This is a genomic window from Acinetobacter sp. GRABPA_MV_2 (assembly GCF_056725885.1).
On sequence record NZ_JBWZNA010000011.1, the window covers coordinates 32,649 to 58,688 of the forward strand.

Annotated in this window: 24 protein-coding genes and 1 riboswitch; of the genes, 13 read left to right on the forward strand and 11 right to left on the reverse strand. The window is 40.1% G+C overall.

What is annotated here, in order from left to right; genetic code table 11:
* Positions 1 to 207: riboswitch (cobalamin riboswitch) on the reverse strand.
* Positions 208 to 333: 126 nt separating this feature from the next.
* From ACXM0J_RS11030 to ACXM0J_RS11045, 4 genes are read left to right on the forward strand one after another with little or no spacing between them, the layout of a single operon-like run.
* Positions 334 to 993 (forward strand): phosphoribosylanthranilate isomerase, encoded by a 660-nt coding sequence (locus ACXM0J_RS11030; protein WP_032000966.1) that lies wholly within the window; start codon positions 334 to 336, stop codon positions 991 to 993.
* Positions 977 to 2,206: a tryptophan synthase subunit beta gene (trpB, locus tag ACXM0J_RS11035; RefSeq protein ID WP_000372737.1), complete on the forward strand. Its 1,230-nt coding sequence runs from the start codon at positions 977 to 979 to the stop codon at positions 2,204 to 2,206. Before ACXM0J_RS11030 ends, trpB begins: the two co-directional genes overlap by 17 nt.
* A gap of 9 nt (positions 2,207 to 2,215) precedes the next feature.
* Positions 2,216 to 2,728 carry a DUF1543 domain-containing protein gene (locus ACXM0J_RS11040; protein ID WP_001139544.1) on the forward strand — a complete coding sequence of 171 codons (513 nt, stop codon included), beginning with the start codon at positions 2,216 to 2,218 and terminating at the stop codon, positions 2,726 to 2,728.
* A 37-nt stretch (positions 2,729 to 2,765) separates the two neighbouring features.
* Positions 2,766 to 3,761: a DUF2804 domain-containing protein gene (locus tag ACXM0J_RS11045; RefSeq protein ID WP_000364279.1), complete on the forward strand. Its 996-nt coding sequence runs from the start codon at positions 2,766 to 2,768 to the stop codon at positions 3,759 to 3,761.
* A gap of 8 nt (positions 3,762 to 3,769) precedes the next feature.
* Here ACXM0J_RS11045 and ACXM0J_RS11050 read toward each other — a convergent pair whose 3' ends face one another.
* Positions 3,770 to 4,645 carry a metal-dependent hydrolase gene (locus ACXM0J_RS11050; RefSeq protein WP_000991230.1) on the reverse strand — a complete coding sequence of 292 codons (876 nt, stop codon included), beginning with the start codon at positions 4,643 to 4,645 and terminating at the stop codon, positions 3,770 to 3,772.
* A 120-nt stretch (positions 4,646 to 4,765) separates the two neighbouring features.
* Between ACXM0J_RS11050 and ACXM0J_RS11055 the strand changes: the two genes are divergently transcribed.
* The 5 genes from ACXM0J_RS11055 to ACXM0J_RS11075 all read left to right on the forward strand — a co-directional run bounded on the left by ACXM0J_RS11055 (position 4,766) and on the right by ACXM0J_RS11075 (position 10,099).
* On the forward strand, positions 4,766 to 5,815 hold the full coding sequence (locus ACXM0J_RS11055) for an AraC family transcriptional regulator (RefSeq protein ID WP_086265217.1): 1,050 nt from the start codon (positions 4,766 to 4,768) through the stop codon (positions 5,813 to 5,815).
* A 246-nt stretch (positions 5,816 to 6,061) separates the two neighbouring features.
* Complete coding sequence (gene trpA / locus ACXM0J_RS11060; protein ID WP_086265216.1) at positions 6,062 to 6,865, forward strand: tryptophan synthase subunit alpha; 804 nt, start codon at positions 6,062 to 6,064, stop codon at positions 6,863 to 6,865.
* The gene (accD, locus tag ACXM0J_RS11065; protein ID WP_086265215.1) at positions 6,862 to 7,758 is read left to right on the forward strand and encodes an acetyl-CoA carboxylase, carboxyltransferase subunit beta; all 897 of its coding nucleotides are present in this window, start codon (positions 6,862 to 6,864) and stop codon (positions 7,756 to 7,758) included. Before trpA ends, accD begins: the two co-directional genes overlap by 4 nt.
* Entirely contained in the window at positions 7,755 to 9,041 is a 1,287-nt protein-coding gene (gene folC / locus ACXM0J_RS11070; RefSeq protein ID WP_086265214.1) for a bifunctional tetrahydrofolate synthase/dihydrofolate synthase, read from the forward strand. Before accD ends, folC begins: the two co-directional genes overlap by 4 nt.
* Positions 9,032 to 10,099 (forward strand): SPOR domain-containing protein, encoded by a 1,068-nt coding sequence (locus ACXM0J_RS11075; RefSeq protein WP_086265213.1) that lies wholly within the window; start codon positions 9,032 to 9,034, stop codon positions 10,097 to 10,099. Before folC ends, ACXM0J_RS11075 begins: the two co-directional genes overlap by 10 nt.
* Positions 10,100 to 10,118: 19 nt before the next feature.
* On the opposite strand, the gene ACXM0J_RS11080 is transcribed toward ACXM0J_RS11075, so the two are convergent.
* The 3 genes from ACXM0J_RS11080 to ACXM0J_RS11090 form a co-directional block, all read right to left on the reverse strand.
* Positions 10,119 to 10,697, reverse strand: a complete 579-nt coding sequence (locus ACXM0J_RS11080) for a dual specificity protein phosphatase family protein (protein WP_199964131.1) — start codon at positions 10,695 to 10,697, stop codon at positions 10,119 to 10,121.
* Entirely contained in the window at positions 10,694 to 11,506 is an 813-nt protein-coding gene (locus tag ACXM0J_RS11085) for an MBL fold metallo-hydrolase (RefSeq protein ID WP_086265212.1), read from the reverse strand. Before ACXM0J_RS11085 ends, ACXM0J_RS11080 begins: the two co-directional genes overlap by 4 nt.
* 215 nt (positions 11,507 to 11,721) lie before the next feature.
* Positions 11,722 to 12,372: a peroxiredoxin gene (locus ACXM0J_RS11090; RefSeq protein ID WP_005050084.1), complete on the reverse strand. Its 651-nt coding sequence runs from the start codon at positions 12,370 to 12,372 to the stop codon at positions 11,722 to 11,724.
* Positions 12,373 to 12,778: 406 nt separating this feature from the next.
* Between ACXM0J_RS11090 and secA the strand changes: the two genes are divergently transcribed.
* The gene (gene secA, locus ACXM0J_RS11095) at positions 12,779 to 15,499 is read left to right on the forward strand and encodes a preprotein translocase subunit SecA (RefSeq protein WP_068564965.1); all 2,721 of its coding nucleotides are present in this window, start codon (positions 12,779 to 12,781) and stop codon (positions 15,497 to 15,499) included.
* A gap of 131 nt (positions 15,500 to 15,630) precedes the next feature.
* Positions 15,631 to 16,074: a hypothetical protein gene (locus ACXM0J_RS11100; protein WP_033850706.1), complete on the forward strand. Its 444-nt coding sequence runs from the start codon at positions 15,631 to 15,633 to the stop codon at positions 16,072 to 16,074.
* Positions 16,075 to 16,142: 68 nt separating this feature from the next.
* Here the strand turns inward: ACXM0J_RS11100 and ACXM0J_RS11105 are convergent, their stop codons facing one another.
* Together ACXM0J_RS11105 and trhA are read right to left on the reverse strand one after the other, a co-directional pair.
* Positions 16,143 to 17,453 carry an MFS transporter gene (locus tag ACXM0J_RS11105; RefSeq protein WP_086265211.1) on the reverse strand — a complete coding sequence of 437 codons (1,311 nt, stop codon included), beginning with the start codon at positions 17,451 to 17,453 and terminating at the stop codon, positions 16,143 to 16,145.
* Between the two features lie 132 nt (positions 17,454 to 17,585).
* The gene (gene trhA, locus ACXM0J_RS11110; protein ID WP_016802594.1) at positions 17,586 to 18,227 is read right to left on the reverse strand and encodes a PAQR family membrane homeostasis protein TrhA; all 642 of its coding nucleotides are present in this window, start codon (positions 18,225 to 18,227) and stop codon (positions 17,586 to 17,588) included.
* A gap of 128 nt (positions 18,228 to 18,355) precedes the next feature.
* On the opposite strand from trhA, the gene ACXM0J_RS11115 reads away from it, so the two are divergent.
* Positions 18,356 to 19,567, forward strand: coding sequence for a class I SAM-dependent methyltransferase (locus tag ACXM0J_RS11115; RefSeq protein WP_086265210.1), 1,212 nt, complete (start codon positions 18,356 to 18,358; stop codon positions 19,565 to 19,567).
* A 12-nt stretch (positions 19,568 to 19,579) separates the two neighbouring features.
* Complete coding sequence (locus ACXM0J_RS11120; protein ID WP_086265209.1) at positions 19,580 to 19,999, forward strand: GNAT family N-acetyltransferase; 420 nt, start codon at positions 19,580 to 19,582, stop codon at positions 19,997 to 19,999.
* Between the two features lie 29 nt (positions 20,000 to 20,028).
* Here ACXM0J_RS11120 and ACXM0J_RS11125 read toward each other — a convergent pair whose 3' ends face one another.
* The 5 genes from ACXM0J_RS11125 to ACXM0J_RS11145 form a co-directional block, all read right to left on the reverse strand.
* Positions 20,029 to 20,889 (reverse strand): patatin-like phospholipase family protein, encoded by an 861-nt coding sequence (locus tag ACXM0J_RS11125; RefSeq protein WP_086265208.1) that lies wholly within the window; start codon positions 20,887 to 20,889, stop codon positions 20,029 to 20,031.
* A 15-nt stretch (positions 20,890 to 20,904) separates the two neighbouring features.
* Positions 20,905 to 21,162: a hypothetical protein gene (locus ACXM0J_RS11130; RefSeq protein ID WP_086265207.1), complete on the reverse strand. Its 258-nt coding sequence runs from the start codon at positions 21,160 to 21,162 to the stop codon at positions 20,905 to 20,907.
* Between the two features lie 165 nt (positions 21,163 to 21,327).
* Positions 21,328 to 23,463, reverse strand: a complete 2,136-nt coding sequence (locus ACXM0J_RS11135; protein WP_086265206.1) for a 3-hydroxyacyl-CoA dehydrogenase NAD-binding domain-containing protein — start codon at positions 23,461 to 23,463, stop codon at positions 21,328 to 21,330.
* 18 nt (positions 23,464 to 23,481) lie between these two features.
* The gene (locus tag ACXM0J_RS11140; RefSeq protein WP_086265205.1) at positions 23,482 to 24,687 is read right to left on the reverse strand and encodes an acetyl-CoA C-acetyltransferase; all 1,206 of its coding nucleotides are present in this window, start codon (positions 24,685 to 24,687) and stop codon (positions 23,482 to 23,484) included.
* 170 nt (positions 24,688 to 24,857) lie between these two features.
* A complete protein-coding gene (locus ACXM0J_RS11145) occupies positions 24,858 to 25,868 on the reverse strand; it encodes an AraC family transcriptional regulator (RefSeq protein WP_002116561.1) in 1,011 nt (336 codons plus the stop codon).
* Positions 25,869 to 26,040 lie beyond the last annotated feature (172 nt).

Sequence of the window (26,040 nt, forward strand, 5' to 3'; positions counted from 1 at the left end):
GGTAGATAGATGAAACAAGTAGGTCTCCGGACTTCAGCGCCATATTTAATTTATGGACATATTCACCTTCCCACATTACTGCAGTGGTGTAAGTCGAGAACGACTTAAAAAATATGCTTTACATTGTTACCGTTGCGGGGGCAGTGCCGGACTTTCACCAGCTTCCCTAAAGCATGAATTGCTTACACTTGCTTCCAATTTTACGCAGTATAAAGTGGCGATTTACTTCATACAATGTCATTTGGAGCAATTCCCAGAGAACTTTTACGCAAGGGACAAAAATTGCATTACAATGGCGCTTATTTTAAGAAATGGTTGTAGTTTAGGCAGATCATGAGCCAATCAAACCAAAAACGTACACGAGCAAAAATCTGTGGAATTACTCGTACTCAAGATGTTCAGGCAGTTGTTGCTGCTGGAGCAGATGCGATTGGTTTTGTTTTTTTTCCGCCAAGCCCAAGACATGTAACAGTTGAACAGGCAGAAGAGTTAGCAAAACTCGTTCCGCCTTATGTACAAATGGTGGGTTTGTTTGTAAACGCGAGTGTTACTGAAATTCAGGATGTACTTGATTGTGTTCCCCTAGATGTATTACAACTACATGGCGATGAAACTCCAGAACAATGTCAGGAAATTGCTCGCCATTGTAAACGTCGCTGGTATAAAGCGATTCAGGTTAAACCTGATTTGGATGTAGTTGCTGAAATTCAAAAATATCAGGCAGCTGGTGCCAGTGCTGTATTGCTCGATGCGTGGCATCCTGAGCTCAAAGGGGGCACAGGACATCAGTTTGACTGGTCTAAATTCCCAAAACTTGATATTCCATTAATCTTGGCAGGTGGTTTAACCCCTGACAATGTCATTGACGCTATTCATACTACCGGTGCTTTTGCAGTAGATGTGAGCGGAGGCGTAGAGTCCGCAAAAGGTATAAAAGACCAACAACTCATTGAACGATTTATGCAAGGAGTCCAACGTGGATCAGCAAAATAATGTGATTGACTATACCCAATTCCCAGATGCAAATGGGCATTTCGGTATCCATGGCGGACGTTTTGTGTCAGAAACTTTAATGGCGGCATTAGAAGATTTGGAAAATCTCTATTCCCGCATGAAAAATGATGAACAGTTTTTGGCAGAATTCGACCGTGACCTCGCCTACTATGTAGGTCGTCCTAGTCCACTTTATTATGCTGAGCGATGGTCAAAAGAGTTAGGTGGTGCGCAAATTTACCTTAAACGTGAAGACTTAAACCATACAGGTTCACACAAGGTAAATAACACGATTGGTCAGGCGTTATTGGCAAAGCTTTCTGGTAAAAAACGTATTATTGCCGAAACTGGTGCAGGCCAGCATGGTGTAGCAACAGCAACAATTGCAGCACGTTTAGGTCTCGAATGTGTTGTTTATATGGGCGCTGAAGACGTTAAGCGTCAAGCGATGAACGTTTATCGTATGCGTTTGTTGGGTGCTACAGTTGTTCCTGTACAAAGCGGTTCTAAAACGCTGAAAGATGCCATGAATGAAGCAATGCGTGACTGGGTAACCAACGTTGATACGACGTATTATGTGATTGGTACAGTTGCAGGTCCGCATCCTTACCCTCAACTTGTTCGTGACTTCCAGTCAATTATTGGCCGTGAAGCTCGTAAACAGATTTTGGAGCAAGCAGGTCGCTTACCAGATGCATTAGTTGCTTGTGTAGGTGGTGGTTCAAATGCAATGGGCTTGTTCTATCCGTTCTTAAACGATGCCAGTGTAAAAATGTATGGTGTTGAAGCCGCTGGTTTTGGTATTGAGACTGGTAAACACTCTGCGCCTTTAAATGCGGGTCATGTGGGTGTATTACATGGTAACCGTACTTATTTAATGAGTGATGAACAGGGCCAGATTATTGAGACACACAGTATCTCGGCGGGCCTTGATTATCCGGGTGTTGGTCCTGAACATAGCTTCTTGAAAGATATGAAGCGTGTAGAGTACGTGCCGATTAATGATACAGAGGCTCTTCAAGGTTTTCGTGACTTAACCAAAATCGAAGGGATTATTCCTGCGCTTGAAAGCTCGCACGCGATGGCCTATGTGTCTAAGCTTGCACCGACGATGTCTAAAGATCAGATTATTATTGCGACTGTTTCAGGCCGTGGCGATAAAGACTTAATGACAGTTGCACGCATTGATGGCGTAGAAATGGTCGAGATGTAAGAGGATACAATGCCAAGCTTGTTTATGGTGATGTTGGGCGGGCGTCATGCACGTGCTAATACAGAAGTTCATGATGTGGTCATGGCTGTAGGAGATACTTTGGAAGAAGTTTATCCTCAACTTAAACAAGCTTGGTTTGGTGAGGCTCAAGGATTACATATTGATGCTTGGGCTAAGCTCTCAGGAGTTAGTTCTCAAGGACAGAACTATCAAATTCATTTTACAGATGCTGCTCCACAACCAGATGATTTAAAGTTATATTTAATTAATCTAGGTGGATATAATGCAAGTGAATTCGGTGAACTTCATCGTTATGAGTTTGTGGTGGCACCCAACACGGTAGTTGCCAAACAATTAGGTAAACAATTTATAGATCGGCAGTGGCAAAAAGCACATACAGACCGGGTCATTGATATTGATGACTGTTTAGCGATAGATTGCGTGGCAGGCCGTTATATTCATTTAATAAAAGGCGATTTTGCTGCAACAATTTGGGAAAATACATATTTGACTGTGGGATAGGTCATTTGAAATCTAATATTCATATGGAAGTGGGTAAATGGATTTAATTCAAGAAAATGGACAGCCTCGTTATGGGCGTTTTGAATCTGTACCGTCTACCATTCATGTCCAACGTTATATTTATAAAACTCCTTATGGTAAAGTCCTAAAAGGCTGGCGCAAACAATTAAAATATAAGAAGTTTAAATTCTGTGGCATTCAACATAAACATTATAGTATTGGTCTGGCCATCGCAGATATTGGTTGGGTTGGACACGGGTTTTTCTATATCTATGATCATGAAACAGGGCAAGTCATTGAGTGGAATGCTATTCAGCCGTTAGGTCATAAGACTTATCTTGATGAACAGCCTTTGTTTAATCAAAGTTATTTTTCTAAATCGCCTTATCAGTTCGATATTCAGCATGCCAATGGTGTGCGATACATTCGGGTGACTAAATATGGGGAAATTTGTCTGAGCGCTCGTATTTTCTGCGCCGGAACAGATATTTTAAGCTTGTGTACACCAACAGGCATCAATGGTTGGACCTATACCCAAAAGCAGACCACTTTGGCTGTAGAGGGAATGTTCATTAATAAGCAAAATCAAGTTGTACAATTTGATGAAAAGACATTTGCATCGCTAGATGATACTTGCGGATTTTTACGTCCTGAAACAGCTTGGTTCTGGCTCTCATGTAACTTCTGGGATGAACAGGGGCGTCGTATTGGGTTAAATCTGGCCTCTGGTGTTAATGAAAGCTTTGGTAATGAAAACTGCCTATGGATTAACGGAGTTTTATTTCCGCTCACAGACGTTTTATTTGAAAAAGTAAATGATGAACTTTGGCAAATTAGTTCTCTAGATCAAAAACTTAATCTACAAGTGCATATTGGGTGGTGCCGATATGAAAATATAAACTTAAGAATGATTGGCAGTCAGTTCAATCAATGGCAAGCTAAAATTAGCGGCACGATTGAGCATGAGACAACCGATATAATCAATTGCAAAGAACAATACGGTTTACTAGAACAACATTATGCAAAATGGTAACAAGCAGGTTATAAACCTGCTTGCCAAAATGCTTCACCCGCTGCAATAGGGTCATTTGTCTTTTCGAGTGTTTCAATCCAAACAGGATACTGACGAATAACAGGATGCTGGCTTGGATGAAAATCTTTTTTAAACCAATCCATATATTGTTTTTTCATAGCTGTTAATGTGCCATTTTTGCCAAAGAACCAAGGTAAACCTTTAAGGTTCATCAAAAGTCTTTCTCTTGGACTAAAGCCATCACATTTCAACATGATATTGGTACGGTAAAGCGTAAAACCGAACATGAGTACGGTTGTTAAAACAAGCACAAAGCGACGTGTTGACTCTGGAACTTCTCCCACCTGTCTCATGACATCAAAGGCAACATCGCGGTGCTCCATTTCTTCAATGGCATGCCAAGCAAACAGTGCTCGAACATAAGGATGAGCGTTTTCTAAAGTTTTTTTATGGCTATAAAAGGTTTCTGCCATTAACGCTGTTAAATGTTCAGCGGCAGCGGTCATGGCAATATTATATTGTGGTGAACGTTTTGTTAGTTCAAAGCGGAAAATCTTTTTAAGGGTGGTTGTGAACTGGTCAACAGGCATGCCTTGCTCTTTCATGAGCTGATTCATTTTGTCATGTGCAATACCGTGTTGAGCTTCTTGTTTAATAAAATCCGCAACTCGTTTTTGTAGTTCAGGGTCATCAATTTTATCGCGGAACATACGCACACATTCAATGAAGTAACGCTCTCCATCTGGAAAGGTTAAGCTGAGTGCATCAAACATACGAGTTAAAAAAGGGTCATTGTTAAACCAAAAGCGAGGTGCTTCGTTTAAATGAAAATCGAGATCTTTACGAACTACTGGTTCGACCTGATAAGAAACATGTGCGTTCATCTTTTATTTCTCGCAACTATAATCTTTTCATTAGTATGTCGCGAGTGGTCGGCTTTGTTTTGACAGTTATCGCCAATTTTTATACAGTTTGCGACAAAATGGCAGTAAAAAGGACGCGCCATGCAAGAATTTACTATCTCAAATGGTTACTTCTACCTTTGGAATACGTATTTAAAAGAAAAGGGAATAGATTGGCAGACACTTAATTTAAGTGAAATTCAAACACGTCAAGTCCAAAATATTTTATCTGCTTCTATAGATGCTCAATCTTCTTTAGACCTTTTTATTGAACTTTTAGAGATAACTGAAACGCGATTAAATGTGACTAATTTGGCTTTAGAGATGGCAGCCTGTATTACCCCTGCCAACTTTGGGGTCTTGGGTTATATGGCGTCCAGAAGTGATACCTTAGGTCAAGTGGTGGAGTATATTGCAAAGTTTCATCGTTTGGTCATTGATGGTGCACAGGTTGTCCCTATACAAATTGAACAGGATGCCTCCAAAATTCGCCTATATTGGCCTTTGGTCGATGACAGTAATATTCTACTAAGTGAGCTGACCTTGGCCGCAATGGTACAGCTTGCTAAACAGATCGCCCCTTTACATGAGTTTCTTTTACAGCATGTAGAGTTCGTACACCGAGCGCGTGGAGCAGTGGTTCACTATCAACGTTTCTTTCAGTGCAAATTGTCATTTGAGCGGCCTTACTATGCATTAACTTTTGCAAGTGAAAGTTTAAATGTTCGCCCTCAACATGCAGACCCAACTTTGGTGCAACTTTTGGTGAAACAAGCTGAAGAAGCTTTAGTTCAGCGGAAAATACATGCCGATTTAGTTCAGCAAATACATTGGATCGTACAGGAATACTTTAAGCATAAGCAGCAAGCGCCCAAAATAGAAGATATTGCCATCGAGCTGAATGTTTCTGTTAGAAGCTTGCAGCGCCAATTACAGGCATTAAATACTTCATTTAAATTAATTTTAGATACTGAACGCATGAAACGCTGTGAAATATTACTTCACCAAAATGAAAGCCTCACCACAATTGCTGAACAGTTGGGATATTCGGATCAGTCGGCACTTGCACGGGCTCATAAAAATTTGACAGGACAAACTTTACTTACGCGCAAAAGGGAATTACAACTCGCCAATAAAAATATTGAGAAATAAGCTTTATGCGGTTAATTTTTGGTCAGTTGACGATCTAATAATGGCTCGAAAATAGGAAGCTTTGATCATTGAGAAAAGTTTCAAAATATTGATAAATGTACACCATGGGTTGTATGAATCATACAATCGAATATCGCCATAACGTTAGACCTGTTCAATGGACAAAAAATAGCGTTAAAATGCGATGTTCTTGTATTTCTACAAACAACTCCTCAATTTTAAATAATTCAAGGAAAGCACAACCCTATGTCACGTCTTGCCACCCGTTTTGAAAAGCTTAAGTCCCAACAACGTAAAGCGCTTGTATCTTATGTTATGGCGGGTGATCCACAGCCACAAGTAACGGTTCCGTTACTGCATAAAATGGTTGCGGCAGGAGTAGATGTCATTGAGCTTGGTTTACCATTTTCAGATCCAATGGCTGATGGTCCAGTAATTGCGCTTGCAGCTGAACGTGCGCTTGCAGCAGGGACTAACACGTTGGATGCACTCAACATGGTAAAAGAGTTCCGTGAGAAGGATCAGGAAACACCTGTTGTTTTAATGGGTTATCTGAATCCGGTTGAAGTGATTGGTTACGAGAAGTTTGTTTCTCATGCGAAACAATGTGGTGTAGATGGCTTATTACTTGTGGATTTACCACCAGAAGAGTCAAAAGAGTTTGGTGCTGTGTTGAAACAACATGATATGGACCAAATTTTCTTACTTGCGCCAACCTCTACAGATCAACGCATTCAACATGTGACAAATCAGGCAAGTGGTTTTATTTACTACGTTTCACTTAAGGGTGTAACTGGAGCAGCAACACTTGATACGGCAGAAGCTGCTGCGCGTATTCAAAAAATCAAAAATGCCACTAATATTCCAGTGGGTGTTGGTTTTGGTATTAGTGATGCCGACTCAGCAAAAGCAATGGGTAATGTTGCTGACGCCGTGATTGTAGGTAGTGCTTTCGTTAAAAATTTTGCAACGTTGGCAGCGGATGACGCTGTTGAACAGACGGTGAGTAAAGTCAAGGAGCTTCGAGCAGCGCTCGATGAGTTAGTATGAATCAAGAAGTGAAACCAGGGAAAGTTCTTAGCCCTTCGACACCATGGACAAAACGTCCGGTTCCAGGTATTGAAGTCGCAGATGAGCAACAAATTCTCAAAGCAACATTTACTGAGCCAACGATTGAATGTCCTGAATGTCATGCACTAGTGACACGTACAGCAATTTCTTTCAATGCATATGTTTGTCCACAATGTGACGAACACTTACGAATGAAAGCTCGTGACCGCTTGAACTGGTTCTTCGATAATGTTGTAACTGAATTGGGTCAAGAATTTACTGCTAAAGATCCATTAAAGTTTGTTGACTCTAAACCGTATCCAGATCGTATGCGTGAAGCGCAAAGCAAAACTGGTGAAACGGAAGCATTAATTGCGATGCAAGGTAACTTAAATGGCGTAGATATGATTGCATGTGCTTTTGAGTTCGACTTTATGGGCGGCTCAATGGGTACAGTTGTAGGTGATCGTTTTGTACAGGCTGCTGAGCTTGCAATTGAAAAACGTCAGCCATTAATCTGTTTCGCAGCTTCTGGCGGCGCACGTATGCAAGAAGGTATGTTATCGCTTATGCAAATGGCGCGTACTTCTGCTGCGATTCAAAAATTAAAAGATGCTGGCTTACCATATATCGTTGTATTAACACATCCTGTGTATGGCGGTGTAACAGCTTCTTTAGCAATGTTGGGTGATATCCATATTGCTGAACCTAAAGCGATGATTGGTTTTGCTGGTAAGCGTGTAATTGAGCAGACTGTACGTGAAACTCTTGAAGAGCCGTTCCAACGTGCTGAATATTTGCTTGATCATGGTGTAATCGATCAGATTGTTCATCGTCACGCTTTACGTGATACTGTATCTCGACTTGTATCGAAATTGATGAACTTACCTTGAACCAACAAGCTCCACTTTCAATAGACTCTTTAGATACATGGCTCAATTATTGGAGCCATGTTCACGTTACAGGGATAGATCTTGGTCTGGAACGTGTAATTCCTGTTGCAGAAAAGCTGGGTGTAACTCAGCCTAATGCTAAAGTTTTTACAGTAGCCGGAACGAATGGTAAAGGCTCAACCACAACCACACTGGCTGCGATATTAAACGCACAGGGTTATAAAGTTGGGTTGTATCAGTCACCACATATCTATCGCTTTAATGAGCGAGTCAAATTAGGTGGAGTCGAAGTCGATGATCAAAGTCTGATTGATGCTTTTGTTCAAGTCGATCAGGCTCGTCGCGATTGTGATTTAAGCTTATCTTTTTTTGAAGCAACCACTTTGGCTGCTTTTGTTATTTTTAAACAACAACAATGTGATGTATGGGTGCTCGAAGTCGGTTTGGGCGGGCGTTTAGATGTCGTCAATGTGATTGATCCCAACGTTGCAGTGATTACTAATATCGGCCTAGATCACACAGATTGGCTAGGCGATACCATCGAAAAAATTGCTTTTGAAAAAGCAGGCATTATTCGTCCACATATTCCGGTTATCTTTGCGGGTGAGCAACAATTACCGCAAGCAATTCAAGATAAAGCACAAAGTTCACAAGCAGAGTTATATACCGTTAATCGTGATTATTTCTATAAGCTCGCAGAAGATGGACAAAACTGGTACTTTGCTTCGGAAGGAACCACTTTAAAACTTCCTTTAGGTACATTAGCAATTGAAAATATTGCAGGAGCAGTTGCGGCCATTTTAAATAGCGGACTTGAGATTTCTCAGTCAGCATTAGAAAAAGGTATTCAATCTGCTCGCTTAGCAGGGCGTTTTGAACAGCGTCAAGTGGATGGGAAGACGGTCATTTTTGATGCTGGGCACAATCCACATGGTGTTGAATTTTTGTTAAAGCAATTGCGAAATTTCTTAGAATACAATAAACAGTACACAGAAGTTGTCGCAGTATTTTCAATGCTGGCAGATAAAGATATAAAATCAGTAGTCGATTTATTGAAACCTACTGTTTTACATTGGAAAATTGCTGAATTGAATGTGCCGCGTGCTGCACCGATTCAGCAACTCAATGATGCCTTACAAGGCCAGACAGTACAACAATATGGCAATATCAAAGAGGCTTTTAAATCAGCGCTTGAGCAAACAAATAACAATCAGCTGATTTTGGCCTGTGGTTCGTTTCATACTTTAGAAGCGATTTGGGAGTATTTGGAAGAATGTCAATGAATAACAAACAACGCTGGATGGGTGGCGTTGTTTTACTAGGAGGTGGTGTTTTATTGGCAGCATTACTCCTAAAAGGAAATGAGGAAATAAAACAGGTTGAAGTTCAACCTTCCGCATCCACATCGCCAAAAACTCAAACTAAACCAAAACAGACAACTGAAGGGCAAATGGTACAACTACAACCTCTTGCGGTTGATGTTGAAACTGAAAAACGGTTGCTAGAAGAACAGCGTCGTGCGCGTGAAAAAGCCGTTGCTGAACAAGAAGCACGTGCAGCTGAGTTCTTAGCAATGCAGCAGCAAGCTGAAGCTGACGCTGCTCGTAAAGCTGCAGCAGAGTACGCTGCGATTAATGCGCGCCGTACAGCGGCTCAAGAAAGTTCAGATAATATTCCACCGGAGTTAGTGGGTGAGGCGAAAGCTAAAAGCCAGCAAACCAATACGGTGAATAAAACAACTGATACTTCAAAAATAGATGCAGACAAGAAAGCTGCTGAAGCAAAACGCCAAGCAGAAGCAGACAAGAAAGCGGCTGATGCTAAGCGTCAAGCTGAAGCAGACAAAAAAGCAACTGAAGCAAAACGTCAGGCGGAAGCAGACAAGAAAGTAGCTGAAGCTAAACGACAAGCAGAAGCAGATAAAAAGGCTGCAGAAGCGAAACGACAAGCAGAAGCAGACAAGAAAGCTGCTGAAGCCAAACGACAAGCAGAAGCTGATAAAAAAGCCTCTGATGCTAAACGAAAAGCAGAAGCTGAGAAAAAAGCAGAGGCTGAAAAAGCGCGTGAACTGCTTGAAAATGGCGATAAAAAGTGGATGGTTCAAGTCGCTTTGGCTGCTAACCAAGCCAATGCAGATGCAGTTGTTTCTAAATTACGAGCTAAAGGCTATAAGGTCACTACAAGCCCAACCAGTAAGGGTATTCGTATTATGGTTGGACCTGCGAAAGACCGTGATACAGCAGATGCTGCTCGTAAAAAAATCACTTCTGATTCAAGTCTAAATATGAAATCAGCGTGGGTAATTGACTGGGTGCCGTTAGATCAACGTAAGTCAGATTAAAACTCCACTTTAGATGTCATTAAGATGGATTCGACAGTTGTTGTTGAATCCATTCTACATTTTCAGGTGTGAATAAACGGTCAATATTCTTCCAAATAATATGATAACCATAACCACCTTGTTTCATTTCCTTAACCGCATCATCAATTGCCCAATTTTCAAAAATAATGCGATACATGGCAACGCTAGCACCTGTACGGTCTGAACCATGGTAACAGTGCAATAAAACGCGTTGATCATTCTGCTTGGCAATTTTGATTTGTTGCATGACTTCTAAGAGATCTTGTCGGTCAATTGCCCAAGTGTTGATAGGAATATGCACAAGATTAAAATTTTCATTTTTAAAAACTAAAGTATCTGCGTCTTTGGCTCTTAAATTAATGATCGTTCTAATTTGATGATTCTTTAATTCAGAAATCATTGCAGCATCAGGCTGTTCACTGCGATAAACATCATTACTAATTTGATAAAAGTTATGAGTCTGAGAAACTAAGCTTCCCCAATCTTGTGGTCGATGCTCATGGGCGATACTTTCGTGCTGCATACACCCTTGTAAACTTATACAGATGACAAGTGTAAGGAGCGATAATTTTTTCATGTTTGATACCGTTTCAGCTCATGAGGGTCGTGAGCACAAATTATTTCAATCGTTGGTTCATGTTGAGCTAAATGCTGTAAACGCTTGAGATTAAAAAGACGCTTTTCATTATCTTCTGCAAATGTTTTTTCCAACAGACCGAGTGATCTTAATTTATTTTTAGGGTTTAACTCTAGGTGTGAGTAGTAGGCATCTCCACAAAATAATAACCATTGATTTTGTTGCTTTATTGCAATACCGCAATGTCCAGCTGAATGCCCCAACAGTGGTACCATTAAAATTTCATCTTGAAACAGTGGAAATCCTTTTACTTTTTCGAGGTTAAACCATGCTTCACCTTTTTGATATTCAACAAAGTTCCAGTAGCGATGATCTTTATATTGATTGGTTCTATAACGAAGTTTGCCCTTAAAATTTGGAAGTTGGGCTGCGTTATATTCTGCAGCTAAAACATGCACAGTGGCATGTGGAAAATCTGAAATTCCACCAGCATGATCATAATCAAGATGAGTGATAAAGATGTGCTGTACATCCTTCAGATTAAATCCTAGCTTTTGAATTTGTTGGATCGCACTAAACTCAAGGTTAGGCTCAATTTTGCCTAAACGTTTAACTAATGAGCCTAGGCGTTGCTTCATATGTAAGTAATCTTGCAAGCCAAAGCCTGTATCGATAAGCACTAAGCCTCGATCAGTTTCAACTAAAAGACAATGACAGATGACTTCAGCTCGGAAGCCTTTTTGTCCAAATAATGGGGCGCAAACTGGGCACATGCTGCCACACTTTAAATGATGAATTTTATAGATCATGATTTTTATTTTTTTACCGAATCGTTTCGAGTTATAACTGATCTAAACAATAAAAACCATGAGTATTCAATACATAAATAAAAAAGCCATCACTCTAGATGACTTTCTCGGGTGTGATATTTAATCTAAGTGTGCCTACGCACTTCGCTTGTCTTGTATCTAACTTTTCAAATGTTTGCCTACGCACTGCGTTTGTCTTGCAAGCAATAAAACCTTTAGTCGGTTTTATTGCTTTCAGGCTGTGGTGTGAGGCGTAAATAAGGTTTAACAGCCGTATAACCTTTAGGGAAACGCTGTTTAATTTCTTCTTCATCTTTAAGTGACGGCACAATAACGACATCTTCACCTTGCTGCCAGTTCGCAGGTGTAGCCACTTTATGCTTGTCTGTTAATTGTAATGAATCCACAACACGTAAGACTTCATTAAAATTTCGACCCGTCGAAGCAGGATAGGTAATGATTAAGCGAACTTTTTTGTTAGGATCAATAATCACTAATGAGCGCACTGTTAGAGTTTCACTGGCATTAGGGTGAATGAAGCCATAGAGCTCAGATACTTTACGATCTTTATCTGCAATGATTGGAAAATTTACCGTTGTATTTTGTGTTTCATTAATGTCATTAATCCAGCCTTTATGAGACTCTACATCGTCTACTGACAAAGCAATCGCTTTAACATTACGCTTCGTAAATTCATCTTTTAATTTTGCTGTATAACCTAACTCAGTTGTACATACGGGAGTATAGTCGGCTGGATGTGAAAATAAGATTCCCCAACTATCCCCTAAAAAATCATAAAAATTAATCGTGCCTTCACTCGATTCTTGTTGAAAATCGGGAGCAGTATCTCCTAATCGTAGTGTCATGATCTTTCCTCAATTGCTCATAATTTGTTATTCGATTGAATGAATATGCAGCATTTACTTTATGATTAAAATTATTGTTTTTGTATTTTATTATGAACTTTTTATATAAGTGTAAATATATATGACTAAAACTCATTATTTTAAGTGCTTAATCAATGTAACTTTAAGGTAAATTTGCTAAATTAGATTTCTCGGAAGTTATGCTTAATCGATGAGCGTTAATGGTGTGTTTGTGGTGCTCGGCACATTAAGGGGAGATTAGATGAATGAAAAACCATTCGTCTAACTATCAGATTTTTTTTAGGGGTTTTGTGCAAACCCCTTGTACTTCAAATTTCTGGCACCATAATAAACGACTGAGAAAAAGTTTATTCATTTGACCAAGCAAGATTTAGAGAGTTTATCCATGTTGGCAAGTCTGATCGGAGGTATCTTCGGTACAAAAAATGAGCGTGAACTCAAACGCATGCGCAAAATTGTTGAGCAAATCAATGCGCTCGAGCCGACGATATCAGCTTTAAGCGATGCAGACTTATCTGCAAAAACTCCAGAATTCAAACAACGTTATAATAATGGCGAAAGTTTAGATAAATTACTTCCAGAAGCGTTTGCAGTTTGTCGTGAAGCTGCTAAACGTGTAATGGGTATGCGTCATTATGACGTTCAGTTAATTGGCGGTATTACCTTACATGAAGGTAAGATCGCCGAGATGCGTACTGGTGAAGGTAAAACCCTTATGGGTACTCTGGCGTGTTATTTAAACGCTTTGAGTGGTCAGGGTGTACATGTCATTACTGTGAACGATTATTTGGCACAGCGTGATGCCGAGTTGAATCGCCCATTATTTGAATTTTTGGGCCTATCAATTGGTACGATTTATTCAATGCAAGGTCCATCAGAAAAAGCGGAAGCTTATCTTGCAGATATTACTTACGGTACCAATAACGAATTCGGTTTTGACTACTTACGTGACAACATGGTGTTTTCTTTAGCAGAAAAGAAACAACGTGGTTTGCACTATGCCATTATTGATGAAGTTGACTCCATCTTAATTGATGAGGCACGTACACCATTAATTATTTCTGGTCAAAGTGAAGACTCTTCACACCTCTACAGTGCAATCAATACGATTCCACCTAAATTGCATCCGCAAAAAGAAGAAAAAGTATCAGATGGCGGTCACTTCTGGATTGATGAAAAGCAGCGTTCAGTTGAAATGACCGAAGTTGGTTATGAAACTGTTGAACAAGAACTTATTCAAATGGGCTTGTTGGCCGAAGGCGAAAGCTTATATTCAGCAACAAACCTAAACCTTGTTCACCATGTATCTGCTGCTATTCGTGCGCATTTCCTATTCCAACGTGATGTTCACTATATTATTCATGATGGTGAAGTGGTTATTGTCGATGAACATACGGGTCGTACGATGCCGGGTCGTCGTTGGTCAGAAGGTTTGCATCAAGCTGTTGAAGCAAAAGAAGGCTTAGAAATTCAGCCTGAAAACCAAACTTTAGCGACAACAACATTCCAGAACTATTTCCGTCTCTATAAAAAGCTTTCAGGTATGACAGGTACTGCTGATACCGAAGCTGCGGAAATGAAAGAAATTTACGGTCTTGATGTTGTGATTATTCCAACTCACCGTCCAATGATTCGTAACGACCAAAACGATTTAATTTATTTAAACCGTAACGGCAAATATAACGCGATTATTCAAGAAATTATGAATATTCGTCAGCAGGGTGTTGCTCCTATTCTGATTGGTACAGCAACCATTGAAGCCAGCGAAATTTTATCTTCTAAGTTAATGCAAGCTGGTATTCATCATGAAGTTTTGAACGCAAAACAACATGAGCGTGAAGCTGACATTATTGCTCAAGCGGGTAGCCCGAATGCAGTAACGATTGCAACTAACATGGCTGGTCGTGGTACGGATATTATCTTGGGTGGTAACTGGAAAGCTAAGCTTGCCAAACTTGAAAACCCAACTGCAGAAGATGAAGCACGTCTAAAAGCACAATGGGAACAAGACCACGAAGATGTATTGCAAGCAGGTGGTTTGCATATCATTGGTTCTGAACGCCATGAATCACGTCGTATTGACAACCAGTTACGTGGTCGTGCCGGTCGTCAGGGTGACCCTGGTGTTTCTCGTTTCTATTTATCTCTTGAAGATGATCTGATGCGTATTTTCGCAGGCGACCGTGTCGTTGGTATGATGCGCGCGATGGGTTTAAAAGAAGACGAAGCGATTGAACATAAAATGGTGAGCCGTTCGATTGAGAATGCTCAACGTAAAGTTGAAGCGCGTAACTTCGATATTCGTAAGAACTTATTGAAATACGATGACGTGAATAATGAACAGCGTAAGATCATTTATTCTCAACGTGATGAAGTATTAGCTGAAAACACCTTAAAAGACTACGTTGAAGAAATGCATCGTGAAGTGATGCAAGGCATGATTGCTAACTTTATTCCACCAGAGTCAATTCATGATCAGTGGGATGTGGAAGGTTTAGAAAATGCTTTACGTATTGATTTAGGTATTGAGCTGCCAATTCAAGAATGGTTAGACCAAGATCGTCGTTTAGATGAAGAAGGTTTGGTTGAGCGTATTAGTGATGAAGTAATTGAACGTTATCGTCAGCGCCGCGCTCAAATGGGTGATGAATCAGCAGCAATGCTTGAGCGCCATTTCGTTTTAAACTCTCTTGATCGCCATTGGAAAGATCACTTGGCTGCAATGGATTATTTGCGCCAAGGTATTCACTTACGTGGCTATGCGCAAAAGAACCCTGAACAGGAATATAAGAAAGAAGCTTTCAACCTGTTCGTAAACATGTTGGGTATTATTAAAACTGATGTTGTGACTGATTTGTCTCGTGTACATATCCCAACACCAGAAGAACTTGCAGAAATGGAAGCTCAACAGCAGCAGCAAGCTGAATCAATGAAGCTTTCTTTTGAACATGATGATGTAGATGGTTTAACTGGTGAAGTTACACTTTCTCAAGAAACCATGAACGAGTCTGCTGAACAGCAAGCTTTCCCTGTTCCAGAAAGCCGTAATGCACCATGCCCATGTGGTTCAGGACTAAAATATAAGCAATGTCACGGTAAGATCTAATCTGCCTTCACAAAAAAAGCAGAACAATTGTTCTGCTTTTTTTATGTTTGTAGTAAGCCTGTGAATAATGTTTGCAGTTTTAAGCATTAAATGCTATTTACTTCTCATCCAGAGTGTATGTTGGAAAGACAATGAAAAAAGTATTACAACCTTTATTTTTAACTGTTCTTGCTGTACCAAGTTTTGTTTTTGCAGCAGAAGCAGCTTCAGCCCCTCAAACGACAACGGTTGACAAAGTACTTGCAGCAAAAGGCCCAACTTCGGCTCAAGCTGTAGTGAAGCAAGAAAATACTACAGTGATTAGTCCACGTACAGGTATTCGCTATACGTTGGGTAACACAGGTAATCGCCCAATTATTTTACAAACTACTGCGATTGCTCCCGCAAACTCAGCAAATATTAATCGTATTGTGGCAAGTAACCCAGCTCTCTCTGCAAAAAGTCAAGAAAAAGCAAAAGTTGCTTTAATCGGTGAAGCAGCTGTAGCAGGACCAGCGGCAGTTGCAGCAAGCAATGTGACAACGTCAGCTGCAACAAATAGTGTTGCTCCAGCAAATCCTGCATCAATGAATTAATTCATTTACGTATAAAAAAAGCCAGTTCAAATTGAACTGGCTTTTTTTATAGGGGTGTCTTTAAAACTTTAAATCTGATTATTTACATCATCATTTTTTGTTTCACGAATAAGTAAGAACGCAACTAATGATAAAAGTGATGCAGCAGTAAGATAATAACCAACTGCATATAAACCATATGTTTCAGCAAGTTTAGTCGCAATCAATGGGGCAAAAGATGCACCAAAAATACCAGCCAAGTTAAAAGTTAATGCTGAACCTGTATAACGAACCGAGGTTGGGAAAAGTTCAGAAAGAACTGTACCAATCGGACCATAGGTTAAGCCCATAATTGCCAAGCCAGTACATAAGAAAAGGAATACGATTAAGATATTTCCAGACTCTAACATACTAGAGAAAAACAAGCCGAAAATCGCAGCAGCAATACAAACGCCAATAGAAGTTGTTTTACGACCAAATTTTTCTGCAAAAATAGCCGATAAAGGAATGAATGCGGCGAAGCAAAGTGTCGCAAAGAGTTGAAGTTCTAAGAATTCACCACGCGCATAACCCAGTTTAGTGGTTCCCCAGTTTAAGGCAAATACGGTAGTAAGATAGAACACAACAAAGGTACAGATTGCTGCAACTGTACCAAGAATAAGCTTACCGGTATGTTTGGTTAAAACTTCTTTAAATGGAATATTAACTTCTTTTTGCTTATCTAAGACTTTCTGGAAAGCTGGAGTTTCATGAAGTTTTAAACGGATATATAAACCAACAATAACCAATACAGCACTGGCAATGAATGGAATACGCCAACCCCATTGCATGAATGCTTGCTCAGGAATAACTGCGCTTAATAGTAAGAATGAACCTGTTGCCAAAATAAAGCCAATTGGGGCACCTAGCTGCGGAAACATGCCGTACCATGCTCTTTTTCCTTCAGGGGCATTTTCAGTCGCTAATAATACTGCACCGCTCCATTCACCGCCTAGGCCTAAGCCTTGTCCTAAACGACAAACAGCTAATAGTAATGGTGCGACAATCCCGATTTGGGCATAGGTTGGAAGTAAACCAATACATACGGTTGAAATACCCATGGTCAGTAAAGCCGCAACTAAAGTTGCTTTACGGCCGATACGATCTCCTAGATGGCCAAATAATGCGGCACCGATAGGACGAGCAATAAAGGCAATTGCAAAGGTTGCCAGAGATTGTAAGACTGCGGCACTGCCACTACTAGCAGGGAAAAATAGATGAGGAAAGATAATCACGGCGGCTGTTGCATAGATATAAAAGTCGAAGAACTCAATAGTTGTACCGACTAAGCTTGCAAACAAAACTCGTGTTTTTGAATTAGTGGCTACTACAGGAGCAGCAGTCGCAGAAGTTGACTCCATATAAGTCCTTATATCCGTTAAAATTTATTTTTAATAGCTACTCTCTTTAAAGACGTATTTTTCTCAAAGAATAGCGTGAAAGAACATCATCCATGACTCTTTCAGGATCACTGAATATGAGTGAAAAATGGACTAAACTACGTACCAATAGATTGCAAGAAAATGTGCCCCTGCACCTAAAAGCACAAAAATATGCCAGATCGCATGGGTATATCTTACCTTTTTTAACGCGTAAAACAATGCTCCAACCGTATAAGCTAATCCGCCAATAATTAACAAAATCAACGCGTCTTTACTCAGATAGGTGCGCATATCATCCATAACAAAAACAGCAAGCCAACCCATAAGAACATAAGCAAGTAGCGAAATTTTCTGAAAACGATGAATAAAAACTAACTTGAAAAGTGTACCAATTGCAGCAATGCTCCAGAGAGCAATAAGTAAAATATGAGCTTTTTGTGTAGGTATAGCAATGCTTAAGAATGGGGTATATGTTCCCGCAATTAAATAATAAATGGCAGTGTGATCGAGTTTTTTATACCAGTAGCGTAGGTTTTGTGTTTGAGCAAAATGATAGAGCGTAGAACTGGTAAAAACTAAAATTAGACTAAATGAGTATACCCATAAACCTATCCACTGAGCGGTTGAAAGATAAGATCCCTTTATAATTAAAAAGATAGAAGCTACAACAGCCATAACAACGCCAGCACCATGACTATAGGCATTAAATAGTTCTTCTTTTGGATCGTAAGTTTCCAACACAGATTTACTCATAACTTTAATTTTTTTGATTAAAAATACAAATGTATAGAAATACAAAACAGTCGTAAAGTTATTTTATTTTTAATCCTAGACCCTTTAAACTTCTATTTTATATGAGTCTTCATTTTTCAGGTATATCCGTGTCGGTTTTCTCCTTTGAGCAAGAACAGCAATTCTTTCATGAAATCAAGCAAATGCTTGACCAACAAGCTTTTGAGCGTTTGATCTTGAGCCAATATAAGGGAGAGTTGGCGCAACTGGAAAAAATCACTTTCCGCGTTGTAGAGCTACATGGCCAAAAACAGCTTTCAGCTCTCTACCATCACACTACCCAAGATGTGACTAAAAACTATTCATTTCAAGAAGGTTTGCAACAGATTGAGCAATTAATCACACAGTGTAAGCAAGCAAACTTATTTTCAACTACTCAAGAAATTCAACTTAAAAAAAATAAGAAAAAAGCCATACTAAATATGGGTAAAAAGCAGGCAGTAAATGCGACACAAACGGTTCAGGCGCATGACCGTGAAAAGCAGCGCTATGTACAGCAGGGGAATGCATTTTTAAAAGAGCTGGGTATTACTGATGAAAAAGCTCAGGTCATTCCAAGCATGGCTCGTAAATGGAAACAGATTAATAAATTTATCGAAATTTTTGCGAGTGCCTATGAACAGATTGATGTGTCTCAACAAGAGTTACGCATTGTCGATTTTGGATCAGGTAAAGGTTATTTAACTTTTGCATTGTATGATTATCTGCAACAACAACAGAAAACACCATTAATTACAGGTGTAGAGCTACGCCGTAATTTGGTGGAGTTTTGCCAGAACGTTGCAGACAAAGTTCATTTCAATCATTTAGACTTTTTTGAAGGTGATGTTCGTAGTTATCAACCGGAAAAGCTGGATGTTATGATTGCCTTACACGCATGTGATATTGCGACTGACTTTGCTATTCATACTGGAATTCGTTTAAACGCTTCGATGATTATGTGCGCACCATGTTGCCACAAAGAGTTACGTCCACAATTACATAGTCCGGAAGTTTTACAACCAATGCTACAGTTTGGTATTCATGCTGGACAACAAGCCGAGATGCTGACTGATACTTTACGTGCGTTACTTTTAAAAGCTTATGGTTATGAAACCAAAGTTTTTGAGTTTGTATCGCTTGAACATACCAGCAAAAATAAAATGATTTTGGCGACAAAACGCAAAAATGTTTCACAACCTGACGCCAAGATTATGGCTCAAATCCAAGCATTGAAAGAAATGTACGGAATTAAAAAACAAACGTTGGAATTGTTATTGCAAGATCAGTTGCCGATCGAAAATATCGGCTGTAAGTGCTAGGAAGGTGAATGGATGTATAAAATTGTAGAGGGTGGTTGGGAACAGCTTGAGCAAGATGCCAAATACATCCGTGAACAAGTCTTTATCCAAGAACAGGGAATTGCACCTGAAGATGAATGGGACGACTTGGATGCCACAGTTCTACATTTTATTGTCTATGATAAAGAGCAACCTATCGCTACAGCACGTTTGTTGCCACAGCATAGCGTAGGGCGTGTTGCTGTTTTAATTTCTTATCGAAAGCAAGGTATAGGTAAAATTTTAATGCAGCATATTATTGACTATGCACGTCGTCATAAACTGCCTTACTTAAAGCTTTCAGCACAAACCTATGTGACAGCTTTTTACGAAGCTTTAGGTTTTAAAGTGCAGGGGGAGGTTTACGAAGACTGTGGCATTCCACATATTGATATGGTTTTAGAGTTAAATTGAGACTTCTTTTTAGAAATCTCAATTTAGATTTATTTCATTGCATTCCAGTTTTCGATGGCTTGTAAGCCAGTCTCTAAACCAACTTCATAACTGTAGCGAAGCTTTTTCGGATTGGTAGTTAAACGGCCAGCCATATTTTTAAGAGGCGGTGGACACACTTCTAGAATTTGCCGATCTGGATTTTCTCCACGAACGAAATCGACTGAAGCGTTATAACGAGCACAGCGGCTACGCAAGCTACTAGCGAAACCATAATGATGTTTAAAAGCATATTTCGCGAGGAATTGATCACCTCGACTACTTGCTTTGAAATAGTTTTTCGGACGAGTACGTAAAACTAACAGTTTTTTTACGCCACTTTGCTGAGCCGTCCAGCGAACAGGTAGGGCATCTGCAACGCCACCATCAAAATAAGGTTCACCCATAATATCGACGGGATGACGCGTTAAAACTGGAATTGAGCTAGAAGCACGAAGCGCATTTAGCAAATTATCTTTACCCGCACGAAGATATTCTGCATGGCCAGTTTTAGCATGCGTCAACACCATATAAAAATCAGGATTTTTGGCAAAAAGACTCTGTTGATCAAGTGGATGTTCTTTTTCACCAATTTCCCACATCCATTTTAAATCAAGTAAATCACCGCCTTTAAAAAAGCGTTTGTAATCGATGAATTCAGGACGAAGTGAGTGATCAATATAAAACGTTAGAGTGCGGCCTTGCTGGCCTGCTAAGTAGTTGGCGACATTGGTTGAACCAGACGATACACCAACGTATAAGTCAAAAGGATTAAACTGCTGTTGTAAAAATGAGTCAAGTACACCACTGGTAAAGGCACCACGCATGCCTCCACCTTCTACAACCAGTGCGTTGCGGGAAAAATCTGTCATTTGAAAAATATCTGATTACTGAGTTGATTGCTTATGTTCTTGCATATCCATTTCAGGCATGTTGTCCCTATGTTGAGCATGTTGCTCTGTAGAGTGTTCAGCCTTTTGCTGCATTTGCTCTTGTTGAGCTTTGCGCTGTGCACCTGGCATATAGTCAGGTTCATTACTCATTGCTAAATAGAAAAAGCCAAGGAAAATCGCACTTAAAACACCAACGATCAGAACAAATTTCCAGCCTAAAATTGCTGACTCGGAAGAATTTTTATCGGACATAAGAATTTCTCGAATGTGCTATAGAAGCACAAAAATGAAGTCTATTTATAGCATATTTAGGCAGGGGGCTGAAATCTTAAAGGTCATAAAGAAAAACCCATATAAATAAAATATATTTATATGGGTAAGGTTTATGCAGTTTTTTAAATATCCAATAGGACTAAATTACTGAATATTTTGTTTCTGCTCAGCTTTGGTTCTTAGTAAAGCTGGCGGTGTAAAACGTTCACCATATTTTGCAGCTAATTCTTCAGCTCGTTTTTGTGCTTTATCAGTGCCGTATTGATTTAGGAATTGAATTGCTCCTCCAGTCCAAGGCGCATAACCAATTCCAAAAATAGAACCGACATTGGCATCAATTACAGATTCCAGTACGCCTTCTTCATAACAACGTAAAGTATCTAAGGCCTGTACAAACAGAATGCGATCAATCATATCTTGTTCAGAAATATCATGATCTTTTTTCCAGCGGTTTAAGCCTTCCCATAGATGCTTTTTACCATTTTCAGGATATTCATAAAAACCAGCTCCAGCAGCTTTACCTTTACGGTTTAACTCATGAATCATGGTGTGAACCACTTCATCTACAGAAGTTTTAGATAAATCTTTTCCTTCGGCTTGTAGAGCTTTGCGTGCTTCACTAGCAACATGTTCAGTTAATGTTAAAGATACTTCATCTTGAATAGCGAGGGGGCCAACTGGCATACCAGCTTTCAGTGCTGCCATTTCAATACGCGCTGGGTGAACACCTTCGGCAAGCAAGCGCATACCTTCTTGAATGAAAGTACCAAACACACGACTGGTAAAGAAACCACGGCTATCATTGACAACAATCGGTGTTTTTCCAATTTGTTGTACAAAGTCGTAAGCTTTGGCAAGTGTCTCTGCGGAGGTGTTTTTACCTTTAATAATCTCAACCAACTGCATTTTGTCGACAGGGCTAAAGAAATGCAGACCGATAAAAGCTTTATCATCCTTACTTGCCTGAGCTAAACCTGTAATTGGCAGGGTTGAGGTGTTTGATGCCATCACACCGTTAGGCGCTAGATATTGCTCGGCTTCTTGAGTGACTTTAGCTTTGAGTTCTTGATTTTCAAATACCGCTTCAATAATTAAATCACAACCTTGAAGATCTTGAGCGGAAGCTGTCGCCGTGATGAGAGATAAAATCTGATCACGTTTTTCTGCGGTCATGCGGCCTTGTGAAACACGTTTATCTAAGAGCTTTTGTGCGTAAGCTTTACCTTTCTCAGCATTTTCAACAGATACATCTTTAAGTACAACTGGAATGCCTTTAATGGCTGTTGAATAAGCAATGCCTGCACCCATCATGCCTGCACCCAACACACCAACTTTAGTCGCTTGCCATTTTGGAACGTCGGCAGGACGACTAGCACCAGACTTAATTGCATTTAGACCATGCCAGAAAGTGCCGATCATATTTTTAGAAATTTGACCTGTTGTAAGCTGAGTAAAGTAGCGAGACTCAATACGCAGTGCAGTATCGACATCAACTTGAGCACCTTCAACTGCGGCAGCCATAATTGCTTCAGGGGCAGGGTAACAACCTTTGGTTTTGTCTTTTAACATGGCTGGTGCAATTGCAAGAACTTGTGCAACTGCTGGAGTTTTTGGATCGCCACCCGGAATTTTATAACCCTTCACATCAAAGGGCTGCTGAGATTTTGGATTGGCCTTGATCCAAGCAATTGCTTTATCTAAAAGTTCTTGTTCATTTTCGGCAGTGTCATGAATTAAGCCTAAAGATTTTGCTTTATCGACACCGAACTGTTTGCCTTCCATTAAAAATGGGAACGCATTTTGAAGTCCAAGCAGACGTACCATATGTACAATACCGCCGCCACCTGGTAGTAAACCTAAAGTAACTTCTGGTAGACCAAATTTGCTTTTCGGGTCAATAATTGCAATACGGTGATGGCAACTTAATGCGATTTCCCAACCACCGCCAAGTGCCGTGCCATTTAATGCTGCAACCACTGGAATCCCTAGTGTTTCAATTGTACGTAAATGACCTTTTAGCTTTTCAACCATATTGAAAAAGTCAGTTGCGTGTTCAGGCTGAACTTGAATCAGCTCATCTAAATCACCGCCTGCAAAGAAAGTTTTTTTAGCCGAGCGGAAAATAACCCCTGAAAGTTCTGTTTCTGCTTTAAGTTTCTGAGTCGCTTCATCAAGCGAGTCACGAAACTCAGCATTCATGGTGTTCGCAGATTGACCAGTTGAATCAAGCGTTAAAATGACAATATTGTCGGCATTTTTTTCGTATTGAATTGCACTCATCTTCTATATCCCTAATTTTTATACGCGTTCAATAATGGTGGCGATACCCATCCCACCGCCAACACAGAGGGTCGCTAAACCGCGCTTTTTATCTTGTCGTTCAAGCTCATCAAGTAAAGTACCTAAAATCATGGCACCTGTTGCACCTAATGGATGACCTAAAGCAATCGCACCACCATTTACGTTGACTTTTTCAGTAGGGACATTGAGCTCATTAATAAAACGCATAACAACTGCTGCAAATGCCTCGTTGACTTCAAATAGGTCAATATCATCAATCGTGAGGCCAGCTTTTTCTAAAGCTTTACGTGCAGCAGGCGCAGGGCCAGTCAGCATAATGGTTGGGTCGGTACCAACTAATGCAGTCGCCAAAACTTTAGCGCGTGGTTTTAAGTTTTGTTCTTTTACCGCTTTTTCAGAAGCTAATAAAACTACAGCTGCTCCATCGACAATGCCTGATGAGTTACCTGCATGGTGAACATGATTGATTTTTTGTGCTTCTGGATATTTTTGTAAAGCGACTGCATCAAAGCCCATTTGGCCCATCATTTCAAAACTTGGGTTGAGCTTTGCTAGGCCTTCGAGTGTGGTATTGCCTTTAATAAATTCATCTTTCTCTAAAATCACCACACCTGAGTGATCTTTTACTGGTACGACTGAGTGATTGAAATAACCATTTGATTGAGCTGCTGCCGCTTTTTGTTGTGACTTTACAGCAAAATTATCAACATCTTCACGGCTATAGCCATCTAGGGTTGCAATGAGGTCAGCGCCGATACCTTGTGGAACAAATGATGACTTAAGATTTGTTTCTGGATCTAGAGCCCATGGTCCGCCATCGGAACCCATTGGAATGCGTGACATTGATTCAACGCCACCAGCAACTACTAAATCTTCCCAACCAGAGCGGACTTTCATGGCTGCCATGTTGACTGCTTCTAAACCTGATGCACAAAAGCGATTGATTTGCACCCCAGCAACATCATCATTCCAACCTGCTGCAATCGCTGCAGTTTTGGCAATATCACCACCTTGATCGCCAATTGGTGTTACACACCCCAAAACAATGTCATCGACTTTAGAGGTATCGAGTTGATGGCGATGTTGTAATTCATTTAATAAGGTGGTCAGTAATGTAATTGGTTTTACTTCGTAAAGAGAGCCATCTTTTTTTCCTTTTCCGCGTGGGGTGCGAATGGCATCAATAATATAAGCCTCGCTCATAACAGTTCCTTTTTTATTACTTAAACTTTGTTGTGTTTTGAGTGTACTGGTTTTAAAAGGCAACGCAATGACGATAAGCGCACCAGTCAGGTGATGATTTTTGCCAATAGAAATACAAAAAAGCCCAAGTTGAACTTGGGCTAAATGTGAAACTTAAATAGATTTGAGAATTAGTGATAACCATGTAGCTGGCGATATAAGCCAGGGGTTACACCCGTCCACTTTTTAAATGCACGGTGGAATGTACTGGTTTCACTAAACCCAACTTGTTGAGCAACATCTTCAAGCGTTAACTCAGGGTTGAGTAACAAGTGAATTGCAGCATCTCGGCGTAAAGCATCTTTTACGCCTTGATAGCTTTTACCTTCGGCAGCCAAGCGGCGGCGTAAGGTTTGAGGAGATAAATATAACATTGATGCAACGTCATTAAGCGTTGGCATTTCTTCACCAATTTGGCTTTTGAGTACTTCACGAATACGAGAAGTTAGCGAGTTGGTGTTTTTGAATTTCACTAAAAGCTGAGCAGGAGCTGCTTTTAAGAATTCTTCTAGCGTTTTTTCATCTTGGCGGATTGGTAAATCAAGATAATCAGCTGCAAAGGTAATTTCAGTACGTGGTGCATCAAACTGCATGACTGGTGCAAAAAATAATGCATCATATTCATCTGCATGTGCAGGACGTGGATAGCTAAAATGAACGCGCTCTAATGGCAAACGACGTTCAATCAACCATGATGCTAGACCGTGCCAAATCATGAGCATACTTTCAGTAATGAAATGGTCTGGATCTAAAGTTTTCGGAATGAGAGGAACTAGACGTGCTTCATGTTTGTCACGCTCTAGAGTTACAGACCATTCATCGCCAAATAGTTTGTAGAATTGAGATGACAGTTCAAGGGCTTGGCCCAATGTTTTTGCGTGAATAATCAACTGACACATAATGGCAAAAGTGCCCAGACGACGCGGTTGTACGTCAAATCCAACGTGTTCATCCTGTGTGACCATCCACAACATTTTTATAAATCGAGTGTATTGTTCTGGTGAGATTCGAGCTTTAGGTTGACGTAATAATTCCGCTTCAATACCCACATGTGAAAGGAGCATTTCAACATCCATGCCAAGGCGTTTTACGCCTGTCAAAGCCGCATTCACGAAGTGGATGCTAATCGTATCGCGACTCATATTGAATCCTTCAGTCTCTTTGATGTTCACTTTAAATTGACCTAAATGACCGTCTAAAAAAATAAATTGGCGATTTACAACAGAGTAAAAGCACTTTTTACATGTTAAATTGCCGAAATGATCAAGGTAAATGGCTGAACATGACATTGTTTTAGAATATTTGCTTAACTAA